The 15,246-nt window shown below is 62.1% G+C and carries 11 protein-coding genes; 6 read left to right on the top strand and 5 right to left on the bottom strand.

Annotated features, from left to right (window positions below; translation table 11 throughout):
• Positions 1 to 579 precede the first annotated feature (579 nt).
• From MRBLMU1_RS12650 to MRBLMU1_RS12665, 4 genes are all read left to right on the top strand, one after another.
• Entirely contained in the window at positions 580 to 3,996 is a 3,417-nt protein-coding gene (locus MRBLMU1_RS12650) for a TonB-dependent receptor (RefSeq protein ID WP_363501798.1), read from the top strand.
• Positions 3,997 to 4,152: 156 nt separating this feature from the next.
• Complete coding sequence (locus MRBLMU1_RS12655) at positions 4,153 to 5,859, top strand: bifunctional metallophosphatase/5'-nucleotidase (RefSeq protein WP_363501800.1); 1,707 nt, start codon at positions 4,153 to 4,155, stop codon at positions 5,857 to 5,859.
• A 33-nt stretch (positions 5,860 to 5,892) separates the two neighbouring features.
• Positions 5,893 to 7,119, top strand: coding sequence for a phospholipase D-like domain-containing protein (locus MRBLMU1_RS12660; protein ID WP_363501802.1), 1,227 nt, complete (start codon positions 5,893 to 5,895; stop codon positions 7,117 to 7,119).
• Positions 7,116 to 8,180: a S1/P1 nuclease gene (locus MRBLMU1_RS12665; protein ID WP_363501804.1), complete on the top strand. Its 1,065-nt coding sequence runs from the start codon at positions 7,116 to 7,118 to the stop codon at positions 8,178 to 8,180. Before MRBLMU1_RS12660 ends, MRBLMU1_RS12665 begins: the two co-directional genes overlap by 4 nt.
• 4 nt (positions 8,181 to 8,184) lie before the next feature.
• Here MRBLMU1_RS12665 and MRBLMU1_RS12670 read toward each other — a convergent pair whose 3' ends face one another.
• The gene (locus tag MRBLMU1_RS12670; protein WP_363501806.1) at positions 8,185 to 8,961 is read right to left on the bottom strand and encodes a DeoR/GlpR family DNA-binding transcription regulator; all 777 of its coding nucleotides are present in this window, start codon (positions 8,959 to 8,961) and stop codon (positions 8,185 to 8,187) included.
• A gap of 80 nt (positions 8,962 to 9,041) precedes the next feature.
• On the opposite strand from MRBLMU1_RS12670, the gene MRBLMU1_RS12675 reads away from it, so the two are divergent.
• Both MRBLMU1_RS12675 and MRBLMU1_RS12680 read left to right on the top strand, forming a co-directional pair.
• Positions 9,042 to 9,620, top strand: coding sequence for an NUDIX domain-containing protein (locus tag MRBLMU1_RS12675; RefSeq protein WP_363501808.1), 579 nt, complete (start codon positions 9,042 to 9,044; stop codon positions 9,618 to 9,620).
• 54 nt (positions 9,621 to 9,674) lie between these two features.
• Positions 9,675 to 10,052: a c-type cytochrome gene (locus MRBLMU1_RS12680; RefSeq protein WP_363501810.1), complete on the top strand. Its 378-nt coding sequence runs from the start codon at positions 9,675 to 9,677 to the stop codon at positions 10,050 to 10,052.
• A gap of 12 nt (positions 10,053 to 10,064) precedes the next feature.
• Here MRBLMU1_RS12680 and MRBLMU1_RS12685 read toward each other — a convergent pair whose 3' ends face one another.
• The 4 genes from MRBLMU1_RS12685 to MRBLMU1_RS12700 all read right to left on the bottom strand — a co-directional run bounded on the left by MRBLMU1_RS12685 (position 10,065) and on the right by MRBLMU1_RS12700 (position 14,754).
• Positions 10,065 to 11,036, bottom strand: coding sequence for an ABC transporter permease (locus tag MRBLMU1_RS12685; RefSeq protein WP_315212049.1), 972 nt, complete (start codon positions 11,034 to 11,036; stop codon positions 10,065 to 10,067).
• Between the two features lie 7 nt (positions 11,037 to 11,043).
• Positions 11,044 to 12,117, bottom strand: a complete 1,074-nt coding sequence (locus MRBLMU1_RS12690) for an ABC transporter permease (RefSeq protein WP_414646069.1) — start codon at positions 12,115 to 12,117, stop codon at positions 11,044 to 11,046.
• The gene (locus MRBLMU1_RS12695) at positions 12,114 to 13,643 is read right to left on the bottom strand and encodes an ABC transporter ATP-binding protein (protein ID WP_363501812.1); all 1,530 of its coding nucleotides are present in this window, start codon (positions 13,641 to 13,643) and stop codon (positions 12,114 to 12,116) included. Before MRBLMU1_RS12695 ends, MRBLMU1_RS12690 begins: the two co-directional genes overlap by 4 nt.
• Positions 13,644 to 13,758: 115 nt before the next feature.
• A complete protein-coding gene (locus MRBLMU1_RS12700) occupies positions 13,759 to 14,754 on the bottom strand; it encodes a BMP family lipoprotein (RefSeq protein WP_363501814.1) in 996 nt (331 codons plus the stop codon).
• Between the last annotated feature and the right edge of the window lie 492 nt (positions 14,755 to 15,246).

Here is a 15,246-nt window from a genome sequence, read left to right on the forward strand (position 1 = left end):
TGGGTGGTGTGGTGCGCAACCCACACCATTCTGTTGTTTGTTACAAAATATCCTTCCGCACAGCAGCATCCGACTGTTGTCATAAATTCCTCTCTGTGGCATGCGCCGCGACATTTTTTTTCACTCTGTGGCCGCGATGCGACATAAGCGCCGAGGGTCGTGCTGATTTTTGCATTTATACCAATGAAAAGATTTCACGTAAGAATGGCTGATTTATAATTCCGGCTTATTCCACGTCGTAGTTGCACTCGCCTCATAATTTCGCCCTATTTATATATTTTTCATCTGAATTCTTAAAATAAATCGTATTTGTCATGCTTTTTTCGATCCTGCATAGTTGGATGAAATGATCCAAAAAAGCAAGATTATTGCTTTCACACAGTTCAGTAGATAAGTGGCAAACCAGGCGGAAGCGTCACCTACCGACGTCACAGCCCTGACATATTAAGCCGTTACACTCACCCGCTGCCGTTGGCACGCCGGGATTTGGGCGGCTCGACCAGTTGCAGCAAACGTAAAGAGGAGTCCCGCCATCCGCAGGATTTCCACATAACTATTAGTCTTTTTTGGGGTTATACAATGATCAATCATAAACGGCTCAAGCTGACGCAAATAGCGCTCAGCCTGTCTATCGCGCTAGCGGCGGCACCGGCCTTTGCACAGAACACGACGTCGGCCATCGGCGGCCGCGTCTCGGTGGCTGACGGCAAGCCTGCGGCGGGTGCCGTAGTGTCCATCCTCCACACCGAATCGGGTTCCGTCACCAATGTGGTGACCGATGCCGAGGGTCGTTATGTGCAGCGTGGCTTGCGTACTGGCGGGCCGTACACGATTACCATCACCAAAGACGGCGTCACGGAAACGCGCAAGGACGTCTACATTCAATTGGCTGAAACTGCCAGCGTCGACGCCACCCTGGGCGCGCCGGCCATGCAGACCGTGACCATCGCCGGCACTGCCGCCCGTTCCGATAAATTCAACAAATCGAACATGGGCGCCGGCACCAGCATCAGCGCGACCGAACTGGCGATCCAGGGTTCGATCAACCGCAACCTGCAGGATTACGCCCGTGCCGACCCGCGCGTGTCGCAGACCGATAAAGAGCGCGGCGAAATGTCGGTGGCCGGTCAGAACTCGCGCTACAACTCGCTGACCATCGACGGCGTATCCGTCAACGATACCTTCGGCCTGGAAGCGAGCGGTTCGCCGACCGCCAAGCAGCCGATCTCGATCGACGCCATCCAGTCGGTGCAAGTCAACGTCGCCAACTACGATGTGACCCAGAAGGGCTACACCGGCGGCAACATCAACGCCGTCACCAAGTCCGGCACGAACACCGTCAAGGGCAGCGTCTACTACGTGTTCCGTAACGACAGCATGGCCGGCGACCGCTACAACGCGACCAACAACACCTACGCTCCACCGGCGCCGTTCAAGGAAACCACCAAGGGTGGCACCATCGGCCTGCCGCTGATCAAGGACAAACTGTTCATGTTCGCTGGCTGGGAAAAGCTGGAATCGACCCGCGCCGCGCCGGCCTTCGGCCCACTGGGCAGCTCGGTGACCAACGTCGGCATCACCCCGTCGGCGATCGCGTCGGCGCAGTCGATCGCGCAGACCGCCTATGGCATCGACATCGGCAACAGCAATGTGCCGTCGGGCGCCGCGCTGGATGTCACCGACAAGTTGGTCAAATTCGACTGGAACATCAGCGACAATCATCGCGCCATGTTCCGCTATTCCAAGACGGACCAGACCGAGCCTATCTTCAGCGGCCTGTCGGCCACCGGCCTGTCGCTCAACAGCGAGTGGTACCAACAGGGCAAGACCATCGAAACCAAGGTCGCCCAGGTATTGTCGGACTGGACGCCTACGTTCTCGACCGAGTTCAAGCTGTCCTCGCGCGACTACGATTCCGTGCCTAAGCTGAATGCGCAGCTGCCGTTGATCGGCCTGCAATTCTCCGGCGCGTTGCCGCCTGGCACGCCGTCGACCGTCTCGTCGGCCAACCGCACGCTGTTCTTCGGTACGGACAACAGCCGTCAGCGCAACGTCCTGGGCACCAAGACCATCGACGCCTACGCCGGCGCCAACTGGTCGCTGGGCGACCATGAAATCAAGTTCGGCAGCGACTACAGCCGCAACAAGATTTACAACGCGTTCCTGCAAAACGTCTGGGGCAACTACACCTTCGGTTGCATCAACGGCATCGCGTACCAGTTCAATAACAACCAGAACCTCACCTGCGGCACGGCCACCAACGCCCAGAATGAAGCGGCAGTATTGGAAAACTTCCGCCGCGGCCGTCCGAGCAGCTATAGCGTGCAGGTGGCGAATCCGGGCCTGACCCTGGACGACGCCGTTTCGCAATTCACGATGAAGAACTACGGTGCCTTCATCCAGGACACCTGGGCTGTCAGCTCGAACCTGAACGTGAGCTTCGGCGTGCGCGTCGACGGCACCGATGTCGCCGAGCGTCCGCTGCGCAACGACCGCGTGGCGCAGGCGGCTATCGCCGGCAACGCCGCCACCAACACCCGCGCCACCGGTGGTTTTGGCATGGACAACACCAATACCTTCGATGGCCAGAAGTTGTTCCAGCCGCGCGCCGGTTTCAACTACAAGCTCGACACCGCGCGTCAAACGCAAATTCGTGGTGGCGCCGGCCTGTTCCAAGGCTCCGCCTTGACCGTCTGGTTGTCCAATCCGTTCTCCAACACCGGCGTTCAGACCCGCACCGTTGGTTGCGGTATTGCCGGCTACGCGGCGTGCCCAAGCGCCGACGGCTTGTTCCGTACGGACATCAACAATCAGGTGACCAACTTCACCGGTTCGGTCCCCGCCGCCAACGTCGACATCCTGGCCCCTGGCCTGAAGCAGCCTTCGGTGTGGAAAGCGAATATCGCGGTTGAAACGGAACTGCCATGGTACGGTCTGGTCCTGAGCGCCGAATTCCTGAAAACCAAGGCCAATGACGCGATCTACTACCAGAACGCCAACTTGGGCGTGGCCACCCGCACCGGCACCGATGGCCGCTCGCTGTACTACAGCCCGCAAGGTTACAACCAGGCTTGCTGGTCGGCAACCGGTGCTTCGATCAGCAATGGCACCTGCGCAGGCTTTGTCGCCAAGGCGTTGAGCAACTCGTCGTTCAACAACGTGCTGGTCGCCACCAAGACCGACCAGGGCTACAGCAATGTCGCCACCGTCTCGCTGACCCGTCCGATGATGAACGGCTGGAGCTGGTCGGCTGCGTATAGCTACACCTCGGCCAAGGAAGTATCGCCGCTGACGTCGTCGACCTCGGCGTCGAACTACTCGAGCCGCGCCACCTTCAATCCGAACGAGGAAGTCAACGCCAACTCGACCTACCTGGTGAAAGACCGTATCAGCGCGCTGCTTAACTTCCGCAAGCGCTTCTTCGGCAGCTACAACACCACCTTTGGCGTGTTCTACGAAGGTCGTTCGGGCAAGCCTTACAGCTGGACCGTCAACAATGACTTGAACGGTGACGGCCTGGCCGGCAACGACCTGATGTTCATCCCTTCGGCGCCGGGTTCGGGCCAGGTGGTGTTCTATGGCGACACGGCCACTAACCACGCCAACGAAGACAAGTTCTGGAGCATCGTCAATTCCAATGGCGTGCTGCGTAATTCGAAAGGCCGCGTCGTCGATCGCAACAGCGACTTCGCGCCATGGACCAATAGCTTCGACGTTCGCATCGCCCAGGAAATTCCAGGCTTCTTCAACAACAAGGCGACGTTCTCGCTGGACATCTTCAACTTCGGCAACCTGTTGAACAAGAAGTGGGGCCGTATCAATGAAGTCGGCTTCCAGAGCAATGGCGGTGTGGCACGCAGCTTTGTCGATTACCAAGGTTTGGATGCATCCGGCAAGTACGTGTACCGCGTGCGCGATGTCGAAAGCGTCGATGTCCGTCAAGTCAAGGGCGAATCGCAGTGGGCCATTCAGGCAACGGTGCGCTACGAGTTCTAATTTCGTAGCACGTCTGTGATCCCAAACGGCTGGTGGCGACATCAGCCGTTTTTTTATTCCGGAACGGTTTGTAACGTAATATTTTCGCGGGACCCGGCGGCGTTTTTCGGCCGGCCCGGGCTGTACAATATTTGATTATTTCCAAGTTGATCAGGAATGACTAAACCTTTGAGTTCCGTCGCCCGTGCCGTCTTGGCGGGCGCGCTGGCGGTCCTGTCCAGCGGCTGCGCGTTTGGGCCGCCGTTGCCGCCGGGCGTCGTCGAGGTGCAACTGGCCACGCTCAACGACTTCCACGGCAACCTCGAACCGAGCAAGTATGTGTGGGACAGCGTGCGCGATCGCGACGCACGCACGGTGATGGCCGGCGGCATCGATACGCTGGGCGCGGCGCTGCAAGCCTGGCGCAAGCAGGACCCGGAACTGCTGCTGGTGGGCGCCGGCGATTTGATTGGCGCCAGCCCGGCCATCTCGTCGATGTGGGCCGACGAGCCGACCATGGCCGCGATGGATTTGTTGGGACTACGCGCGAGCACCGTCGGCAATCACGAATTCGATGCCGGCCGCGTCGAGCTGCTGCGCCAGCAAAAGGGCGGCTGCAAATCGCCGCGCGCCGACAAGGCCTGCAAGTTCGACCCGGACTACGCCGGCGCGCAATTCAGCTATCTGGCGGCGAACGTGATCGACATGGTCACGCGCAAGCCGATCCTGCCGGCCTACAGGATCGAGACCGCGCATGGCGTCAAGATGGCCTTTATCGGCACCGTGCTGCGCGAGACCGCCGAAACCTCGCTGGCCTCCGGCATCGCCGGCCTTGACTTCATCGACGAGGCGGATGCGATCAACCGCCAGTTGCCCGAACTGCGCAAGCAGGGCGTGGGCGTGTTCGTCGTGCTGCTGCACCAGGGCGGCACCACCGTCGAGAAGTTCGACCAGCAGGATTGCAGCCAACTAACCGGTCCCGTGGTCGACGTGGTCAAACGCCTCGATCCGGCGATCCGCGTGGTGGTCAGCGGCCACTCGCACAAGGGTTATCTGTGCCGGGTGGACGGCCGCCTGGTGACGCAGTCCGATTCGGCGGGCCATGTGATGGGGCGCATCAAGCTCAGGGTCGATACCAACACCAACACGCTGCAGGACGCCAGCGCCACGCAGGAGGTGATGGTGCCGGGAACCTGGCCGGCCGATCCGGCACTCGATGCCTATTTAAAGAAGGCGCGCGAGCGCAGCGCGGCGCAACTGGCGCGTCCGGTGGCGGCGCTGGCGGTCCCCGTCGTGGGGCGCGCGCTCGATGACAATGGCGAGTCGCCGTTGGGCGATCTGGTGGCCGACTCGGTGCTGGCGGCGGGACGTCCATTTGGCGTGCAGATCGCTTTCATGAACGACGGCGGCATCCGCAGCGATCTGGAAAGCGGCGCGGGTCGACGCGTCGCCGTCGGCCAGGCACTGGTGGTGCTGCCGTTCGGGAATAAACTGGTGGCGATGAATTTCAAAGGGTGGCAGATCTACGATCTGCTGGAGCAGCAGTGGATCGGCGGGCGCGACTCGTGGCGCGGGCTGCTGCAGGTGTCCGACGGCTTCACCTATCAGTGGGATGCGAAGCGCGGCGAAGGCAGCAAGGTGGTGCCCGATAGCGTGATGCTGAACGGCATGCCGTTGCAGAGGGAGTCGTCCTATCGCGTGATGGTGAATAACTTCCTGGCCGAAGGCGGCGATGCTTTTCCGACGTTCGCCAATGGCATCAATCGCGCCAACACGGGCATCCTCGCCATCGACGCGCTGACCGCCTATCTGGTCAAGCGCGAGGAAATGGGCAAGCCGGCCGGCAAGGCCGAAACGCAGCAGCGCATCAGGCGCCTGCGGTAGTCAAGACTAAATTTATTGATTGGAGTAGCCGCTATGCGTCGTATTTTACTTTCCGTTGTCGTGTCGGCGCTGCTGGCATCCGCCGCGCCGGCGCGCGCCGAGTTTTCCATTCCAGGCTTTGAGCTGGTGCAGACGGCGCCGGTCGGAACGTCGCTGCATAGCGACGACCTGCGCGATCCCGCGACGGTGTGGAGCGAGATGTTCGACAACGCCAAAACCGAGATCGTGATCGGCCAGTTCTACGCGGTCAACAAGCCGGGCAGCCTGTTCGACAAGGTTGTCGAGCGCCTGGCGGCGGCCGGCAAGCGCGGCGTCAAGATCCGCTTCCTGCTTGAACAGAAAGGCCTGGGCCTGTCGGAGAAGCCGACCCTGGACCAACTGCGGGCGATTCCGAACCTGGAACTGCGCATCCTCGATTTCAGCAAGTTGACCGGCAACGGTATCATCCACGCCAAGTACATGGTGGTCGATGGCGCCACGGCCTTTGTCGGCAGCCAGAACTTCGATTGGCGCGCCTTCGAGCATATCCACGAGACGGGACTGCGCATTACCGATCCGAAGCTGGTCGGCCAAGTGCTGGCGGTTTTCAACCAGGACTGGCGCGCGCAGGCGTTGACGGAGCAGGGCACGGCGGTGCCGGCACTTAACGCCATCACCGCCGTGCCCAACTACCGCCAGGAGACCTTCCTGCTGGCCAGTCCGAACCGCTACAACCCGGCCGGTATCGGCGATTCCGAATCCGGGCTGCCGGCGCTGCTGGCCGACGCCAAAAACGAAGTGCGCATCCAGCTGCTGGACTACGCGCCGCTCAGTTATGGACCGAAGGGTACGCGCCCGTACTACGCCGTGATCGACAACGCGGTGCGCGCCGCCGCCAATCGCGGCGTCAAGATCAAGCTGATGGTCTCCAACTGGAACATGGAGCAGCCCGCGCAAGCCTATCTGAAAAGCCTGGCGATGCTGCCGAACGTGGAGATCCGCGTGGTGACGATACCGGTGGCGCCGGGCGGCTTCATTCCGTTCGCGCGCGTCATCCACAGCAAGACGATGGTGATCGACAATCAGATCGCGTGGGTCGGCACCAGCAACTGGGCCGGGGGGTATATGGATTTGTCGCGTAATATGGAAGTGGTGATGCGGAACGAGAAAATGGCGCAGCGCCTGGCAGCGACGCAGGAGCAGATCTGGAGCTCGCAGTACGCGCAGGCGCTCGACATCAACAAGCAGTACCCGAAACCGGTCAAAGGCAAAGCGGAATGAGGAAGTTATTGGTGGTAGCGGCGGTGTGCGGTGCCTTCGTCTCGTTCAATGCGCAGGCGTGGGGCAACGACGGCCACCGCGCGGTTGGCGCCATCGCCGATCAGCTGATCAAGGGCAGCAACGCCGAGAAGCGCGTGCAGGCCTTGCTGCTGCCCGGCGAGAGCCTGGAAAAGATCGCCACTTGGGCCGACTGCATCAAGGGGACCTATTGCGGTCCGCAGACGGCGGAGATGGAGGCCTACGTGGCGGCCAATCCGCGGCACACCGAGTACCACTACACCAACGTGCCGTTCCAGCTGACGGAGTATCACGACCACGCGGTCGGCACCGCCGACGACGATATCGTGCAGACGCTCAAGCAGTGCATCGCCACTTTGCAGGGCAAGGGCGACCAGACCACCAATCCGCGTAATTTCACACAGCGCCAGGCGCTGTTGATCCTGGTGCATCTGACGGGCGATATCGCGCAGCCGCTGCACGTGGGCGAAGCGTATGTCGCCAAGGACGGCGGTTTCGTGGTGCCGGCGGGGCAGGCGCAGCTCGACGCCGGCGCGGCGTTCGCCACACAAGGCGGCAACAACCTGCTGCTCGATGACGTCAAACTGGGCGCGAGTAGCGTACGCTTGATTCCGCCACCGGAGGCGGAAAACGTCGAGCCGCCAGGGCCGCCGCGCGCGCCGAGGGCCACCCGCCCGCTGCATTCGTATTGGGATGGCACGGTGGTGAACTACGTCTTCCGTCGCATCGACGCGCGCTCGCCGAAGCAGTTCGCGGAAGCGGTCATTGCGGCCAATCCGGCGATGTCGGCCGATAACGGCGATCCGGTGAGTTGGCCGTACCAGTGGGCCGAACAAGCGTTGGTGGTGGCTAAACGCGCCTATGAAGGCGTGGTGCCGGGAGCGATGTCCAGGCAAACCAGCAAGACCAGCGGCGCGGTCTACGGCGTCTGGCCGGTGTCGGTGCCCGATGACTATCCGGTGCCGACGTCGGACGACGCCAGGATGCAGCTGACCCGGGGCGGCTATCGTTTGGCCGCAGTCCTCAAAGCCATCTGGCCCTGAGCCGTCAACCGGCCAGCACCACCTCGATGCCCATGTCGCGGTAGGGCGCCAGCAGCGCCTCCGGCACGTTGGCGTTGACGATGATGGCGCCCACGCTTTCCATCGGTGCGATCTGGAACGGTGACGCGGTGTCGAGCTTTTCCGGCGACGCCAGCACCACCGTCTTGCGCGCCGCTGCCGCGATCGCGCGCTTGACCCCGGCCTCGTCGTAGTCGCCGGTGCTGATGCCTTGTTCCGGATGCAGGCTGCAAACGCCCATGAAGTAGATATCGGTGCGGATCTGCGCTATGGCGTCCAGCGCGGCCGGTCCCATGGCCACGATCGAATGCTTGAACAGACGGCCGCCGATCATGATCACGTCGATCAGCGGATGTTCGGCCAGTTCGACCGCGATGCTGGGACTGTGCGTGACGACGGTGCACTTCAAATCGGCGGGCAAATGGCGCGCCAACTGGACCGCCGTCGTGCCGCCGTCGATGAACACCACCTGGCCTGTCTGGATCATGGCGGCGGCCGCGCGGGCGATAGCCGGTTTGGCGTCGCTGGAAATTCGCTGGCGTTCGGCGAAGTTGCCCATCGCCGGCGACGCGGGCAGCGGCACCGCCAACGGCAGTGCGCCGCCGTGTACCCTCTGAAGCAAGCCTTCTCCGGCCAGCTCGCGCAGGTCGCGGCGTATCGTATCCTCCGATAATCCCAGTTCCTCGCTTAATGATTTGGCGACGATCTGGCCGTCCTGTTTCAGGCGGGAGAGCAGTAGTTCCTTGCGTTGACGTGTTAGCATGATTTACACGAATTATCTTGATATTGCACGATAGTGCATGATATCGTAAAAATACGCAATCAGAAAAAAGGAAGGCCGCCATGCCCGAAGACCGTATCCGCATCCATAAAGTCGAAACCCTATCGGACGACTGGTTCGTGCTGAAGAAAACCACATTCGACTATCGCCGCAGCGACGGCACCTGGCAGCGCCAGTCGCGTGAAACCTATGATCGCGGCCATGGCGCCACGATCCTGCTGTACAACCGCGAGCGGCGTACCGTGGTGCTGGTGCGGCAGTTCCGCTTTCCGGCGTATGTCGAAGGGCACCCTGGCTTTTTGATCGAGGCGCCGGCCGGGCTGCTGGACCAAGCCACGCCGGAAGTGCGCATCAAGGCGGAGGTGGAGGAGGAGACGGGGTATCGCATCGGCGAAGTGCACAAGGTGTTCGAGGCGTTCATGAGTCCCGGCTCGGTCACGGAGCGGCTGCACTTCTTCGTCGCGGAATACGATCCGGCCTCGCGTCCCGGCGTGGGAGGCGGTGTTGCGGAGGAGGGCGAGGACATCGAAGTGCTGGAGCTGACGATGGAGCAGGCGATGGCGATGATGGCCTCCGGCGAAATCGCCGACGGCAAAACCATCATGCTGCTGCAATATGCAGCGCTGCACCTGTTACGCTAAATTTTGACCGTGAACTCGTTGTGGCCGCTTCGGCGGCGCGGGCATAATGGCGGTATGAATAAGATCTATCTGGTGATTCTGTTCGCTTGCATTTGCTCCGGCCACGCCGGCGCGGCCGGCTACGTCGGCAACGCCAAGGCCGGCGAGGCGGCGTTCCGCAAGTGCGCTTCGTGCCATCAGGTCGGCCGCTACGCGCAGGCCGGCTACGGCCCGCAGCTGAACGGCATCATCGGCCGCAAGGCGGCGGCCACGCCGGATTTCAAGTATTCCGAAGCGATGAAGAAATCGGGCATCGTCTGGACCGAGCAAAAACTGGCCGCTTACATGCGCGCGCCGCACGACGTGGTGCCGGGGACCAGCATGCGTTTTTGGGGTATTGGCGACGACCAGCAGATCGCCGATCTGCTGGTGTATATGCGGGAGTTCCGCTAAGAGGGCGGAGGCTTAGCGCGACTTGACGAACGGAATGCCGAGCGATTTCGGCGCCACCGACTTGGCCATCAAACCGGCCAGCACGATCACCGTCAGCACGTACGGCACCATCTGGATCATCGCGCCCGGCAGGCGGCCGATGCCCGGCAGTTCCACGCCTTCGATCTGGATTTGCACCGCGCCGAAGAAGCCGAACATCAGGCAGCCCAGGAAGGTGTACAGCGGACGCCAGTTACCGAACACCATGGCCGTCAGCGCCAGATAGCCGGCGCCGGCCGACATGTCGCGCAGGAAGAAGCCGCTCTGCACGATCGACAGGTAGGCGCCCGCGAACGAGCAAAGGAAACCGGCGATCAGCATCGCCATGTAGCGCTGGCGCTCGACGCTGACACCGGCGGCATCGGCCGCGTGCGGGTTCTCGCCGCAGGCGCGCAGGCGCAGGCCGAAGCGGCTGTGGTAGACGATCCAGTGCACCAGCGGCACCAAGGCGAATGCCATGTACACCAGCACCGAATGGCCGCCGATCAGATGCGCGTACACCCAGCCGATGACGGGGATGCCCTCGACCGCCGCCGTCCCCGGCAGCACCACGTCGAACAAGCGCGCCGACCCGAGGTCCGGCGTGCGGCCGCCCTGCTGGAAGATGTACTGCGCCACCACGAAGGTCAGGCCGCTCATGGCGATGTTGATGGCGATGCCGGCCACCAGCTGGTTGCCCTTCTGGGTGATGGCGATGTAGGCCTGGAGGCTGGCCAGCAGCATCGATACCACGATGCCGGCCATGACGCCGTACCATGGGTTTTGCGTGGTGAAGGCGACGGCCGCCGAGACGAACGCCGACGCCAGGATCTTGCCTTCGAGGCCGATGTCGATCACGCCGGAGCGCTCGGCGAACAGGCCGGCCATGCCGGCGAAAATCAGCACCGGCGCGTTGCGCACGGTCGAGACCAGGATACTGCCGATATGGAGGTCGTCAAAAGTCATAGTGTCCTCACTTCTTCAGTTTGAGCAGTTTGGCGAGCGCCGGCGCGTACAGGTTTTCCATCGCGCCGCAGAACAGGATGATCAGGCCCTGCACCAGGATCACCATCTCCGGCGGGATGTTCTGCTTTTCCAGCGACAGGTCGAAGCCGCCCTGGGTCAGCGCGCCGAACAGCACGGCCGACAGGAAGATGCCGACCGGATGCTGGCGGCCCATCAGCGCGATGGCGATGCCGATGAAGCCCGCGCCGCCGACGAAGTTGAGCGACAGGTAGTGGGTCGAGCCCATGATGGAGTTGACCGAACCGAGACCGGCCAGCGCGCCCGAGATCAACATGACGATGATGATCATCTTGCTGATGCGGATGCCCGCGTAGTGCGCGGCGTGCTTGTTCAGGCCCGTGGCGCGCAGCTTGAAGCCCCACGAGGAGCGCGACACCACCACGCCGTAGATCACCAGCGCGATGATCGCCAGGAAGAAGCTGATGTTGAGCGGCGTTTCGCCCAGCACCGGGAACCATTGGTTCAGGCGCGGCATTTCGGCGGCGGCCGCGAAGGCGCGGCTGGCCGGATTCTGCTCGCCCGGCGGCACCAGCTTGACGATCACGGTGTTCATCAGCGCGGCCGCGATGTAGTTGAACATGATGGTGGTGACCACCACGTGGCTGCCGCGCTTCGCCTGCAGATAGCCGGGCACGAACGCCCACAGCGCGCCGAACAGCGCCGCGCCGATCATGCCGACCGGGATCAGGAACAGCGCCGGCAACGAGCTGTCGAAGGTTAGGATCGCCAAGGTCAGGCCAAGGCCGGCGAAATACATCTGGCCTTCGGCGCCGATGTTGAACAGGCCCGCCTCCATCGCGATCGACACGGCCAGGCCGGTGAAGATGAAGGTCGAGGCATAGAACAGCGTGTAGCTCAAGCCCTCCGGATTGACGACGGCGCTGTTGATCAGGATCGCCAGCGATTCGGTCGGGCTCTCGCCCAGCAGGTGGATCACCAGCGCGGTCACCAGCAGCGCCGACAGCAGGTTCAACAGGGGCAGGGCAAACGCGGTGGCCCAGCGTGGCAGGTCTTTGTTCATGATTTGTGCATTCCGCCCATCAGCAAGCCGATACGGGTCGTGTCGAATTCTTCAATTTTCAGTTCGCCGGTGATGCGGCCGCCGCACATGACGAGGATGCGGTCCGCCAGCGCGCGCACCTCCTCCAGCTCCACCGACACCAGCAGGATCGCCACGCCGGAGTCGCGCAGGGCCAGCAGCTGTTTGTGGATGCTCTCGATGGTGCCGATGTCGACACCGCGCGTGGGCTGGCCGACCAGCATCAGCTTGGGCTGCGCCAGCACTTCGCGCGCGATCACCACTTTCTGCTGGTTGCCGCCGGAGAGCAGGCCGATACGCAGGTCGTGGTTATCGGGACGCACGTCGAAGCTTTTCATCAGCGCGTCGCAGCGGGCCGCGATGGCCTTGAAGTTGAGCAGGCCCCATTTGTTTTTCAGCTTGTCCTGATAGCCGAGGATGGTGTTGTGCATGACCGAGAAGGCCTTGACGACGCCGTCGCGCAGGCGGTCTTCCGGCACGTGGGCGATGCCCAGTTCGCGGAAGGTGCGCGGCAGGCCGTCGGCGTCGGAGCGGCCGCCGAAGGGCAGGTCCTTGCCGAGGAATTCGAGCTTGCCGGAGGTCGGCAGGCGCATGCCCGACAGGATCTCCATCAATTCGCTCTGGCCGTTGCCGGAGACGCCGGCAATCGCCACGATCTCGCCGGCGCGCAGGGTGAAGCCGATATCGGCCAGCAGCTTGACCTGCTGGTCGTCGCTTAGCTGCAGGTTCTCGACGCGCAGCACCGGCGCGCCCGGATTGTATGGCGCGCGCGGCAGGTTGTTCTCGATAGGACGACCGACCATCATGTTGGCCAAGGCTTCCTTGGTGGTGCCGGCGGTCGGCACGGCGCCGATCACGCGGCCGCCGCGCATCACGGTGACGGTGTCGGTGATGTCGAGGATCTCCTGCAGCTTGTGCGTGATCAGGATGATGGTCTTGCCCTGTTCCTTGAACAGGCGCAGGATCTCGAACAGCGACGCCGTCTCCTGCGCCGTCAGCACGGCGGTCGGCTCGTCGAGGATCAGGATGTTGGCGCTGCGGTAGATCTGTTTGAGAATCTCGACGCGCTGTTGCGCGCCCACCGACAGGTCGTGGATGGTGGCCAGCGGATCGACGTCGAGCCGGTAGCGGGCGCAGATCTCGCGCAGCTTCGCCTCGACGGCGGCGCGTTTGGATTGAAGCTTGAAACCGCCCTCGCTGCCCAGCATGACGTTGTCGAGCACCGTCATGTTCTCGACCAGCATGAAGTGCTGGTGCACCATGCCGATGCCCAGGGCGATCGCCTCCTGGCTGTTGTGGATGCGGCGCGCCTGGCCGTCGAGCAGGATCTCCCCGCCGTCGGCGCGGTAGTAGCCGTACAGGATACTCATCAGGGTCGATTTGCCGGCGCCGTTCTCGCCCACCAGGCCGTGGATCGATCCCTTGGCGATGGCGAAGTTGACGTCCGTGTTCGCCTTGACGGCTCCGAAATGCTTGGAGATGCCGCGAAATTCTACTGCTGGCTGCATAGGGTCGTTTTCGGTTCGGTTAAATAACTGTAATGCGTAAAACGTTAAAGCTCAAAACGTTAAACGCGCCGCACGGGGGACAACCCCGGCGGCGCGCTCGCTGTTCAAACTGGCGTCAGACCGGGCAGGCCGCGCCCGAACGGATATCGAAGACCTTGACCTTGCCGTCGATGATGTCCTTGCGCGCGCCCAGCACGCGCTTCTCGATCTCCGGCGTGATCAGCGAGCGGTTGTTGGCGTCGAGCGCCCAATCGACGCCGCCTTCCTTGATGCCCTTGGCGGTGACGCCGGCCTTCCAGGTGCCGGCCTTGACCTGCATGAACGAGTCGTAGACGGCGTTGTCGACGCGCTTGACCATCGAGGTCAGGATAGCGCCCGGATACAGGTGGTTCTGGTTGGAGTCGACGCCGATGGCCAGCTTGCCTTTTTCCTTGGCCGTCTGCAGCGTGCCCAGGCCCGAACCGCCGGCCACGGCGAACACCACGTCGACGCCGCGGTCGAACTGCGAACGGGCCAGCTCACCGCCCTTGGCCGGGTTGTTCCACGAGTCGGCGGTGGTGCCGACCATATTGGAGGTGACGTCGACCTTCGGGTTGACCGCCTTCGCGCCCTGGGTGTAGCCGCAGGCGAAGGTGCGGATCAGCGGGATGTCGACGCCGCCGATGAAGCCGAGTTTTTTGGTTTTGGACGCCATCGCGGCGGCCACGCCGACCAGGTACGAGCCTTCTTCTTCCTTGAAGGTGATCGAGTTGATGTTGGCGCCTTGCGCCACGCCGTCGATCAGCACGAAACGCACCTTCGGGAATTCCTTGGCGACCTTCTGCACCGCCGACTGCTGGGCGAAGCCGATCGAGGCGATCAGGTCCATGTTCTTGCGCGCGAGGCCGCGCAGCACCTGCTCGGCCTGGGTGTCGCTGGAGGCTTGCACCTCGGTGAAATTGATGTTGGTTTCCTTCTTGAAGCGCGAGGCGCCCTCAAAAGCGGACTGGTTGAACGATTTGTCGAACTTGCCGCCCGCGTCATACACGATGGCCAGCTTTGGGTCCGCCGCGGACGCGCTGGCAGCGATACAGATTGCTGCAACCGTCAAACTAAGTTGTGAAAGTTTCATGAATAGGCTCCTGGAAGATCGATATTGTATATTTTTATTGGACGAAACATATAATCCGGCGCCGTTTTATAGCGGCAAACCCCTGATTTCTAGAGCTTTCCCTCTGACTCCGCCTGCCTTGGCCGCCATGGCCCGCCGAAAGCTTGTTTAAATGGCAGCGCCGGTCGACCCGCCCGCGCGACGCGTCCGGTCCGCCCCGCGTCGTTCATGTCGCACTGCCGCAACACCCGGCGCCAAATTAAATATTTTTATATTGTTGCTTTTTGTCCTATTGGAAAAACTTCCTGCCGTTTGGATAAGTCGAGGGGCCCGCGCAAAGCGGGCCCGGCTGGCGGGCCCGCGTCATTCTCAAAGTACCTTCCCCAGTGCAAGTTACATGCGCTTTCGCTCTGGTCGCGGCTATTTTTTAGGCAATCCACTACTATGCATCAGCCTGGATATGTACGACAAATTCGATTTTATTTAGTCATTTATATAAAATAGATATGAATC

The organism is Burkholderia sp. LMU1-1-1.1 (assembly GCF_040675865.1).
In the GTDB taxonomy this organism is placed as follows: domain Bacteria; phylum Pseudomonadota; class Gammaproteobacteria; order Burkholderiales; family Burkholderiaceae_D; genus Rugamonas.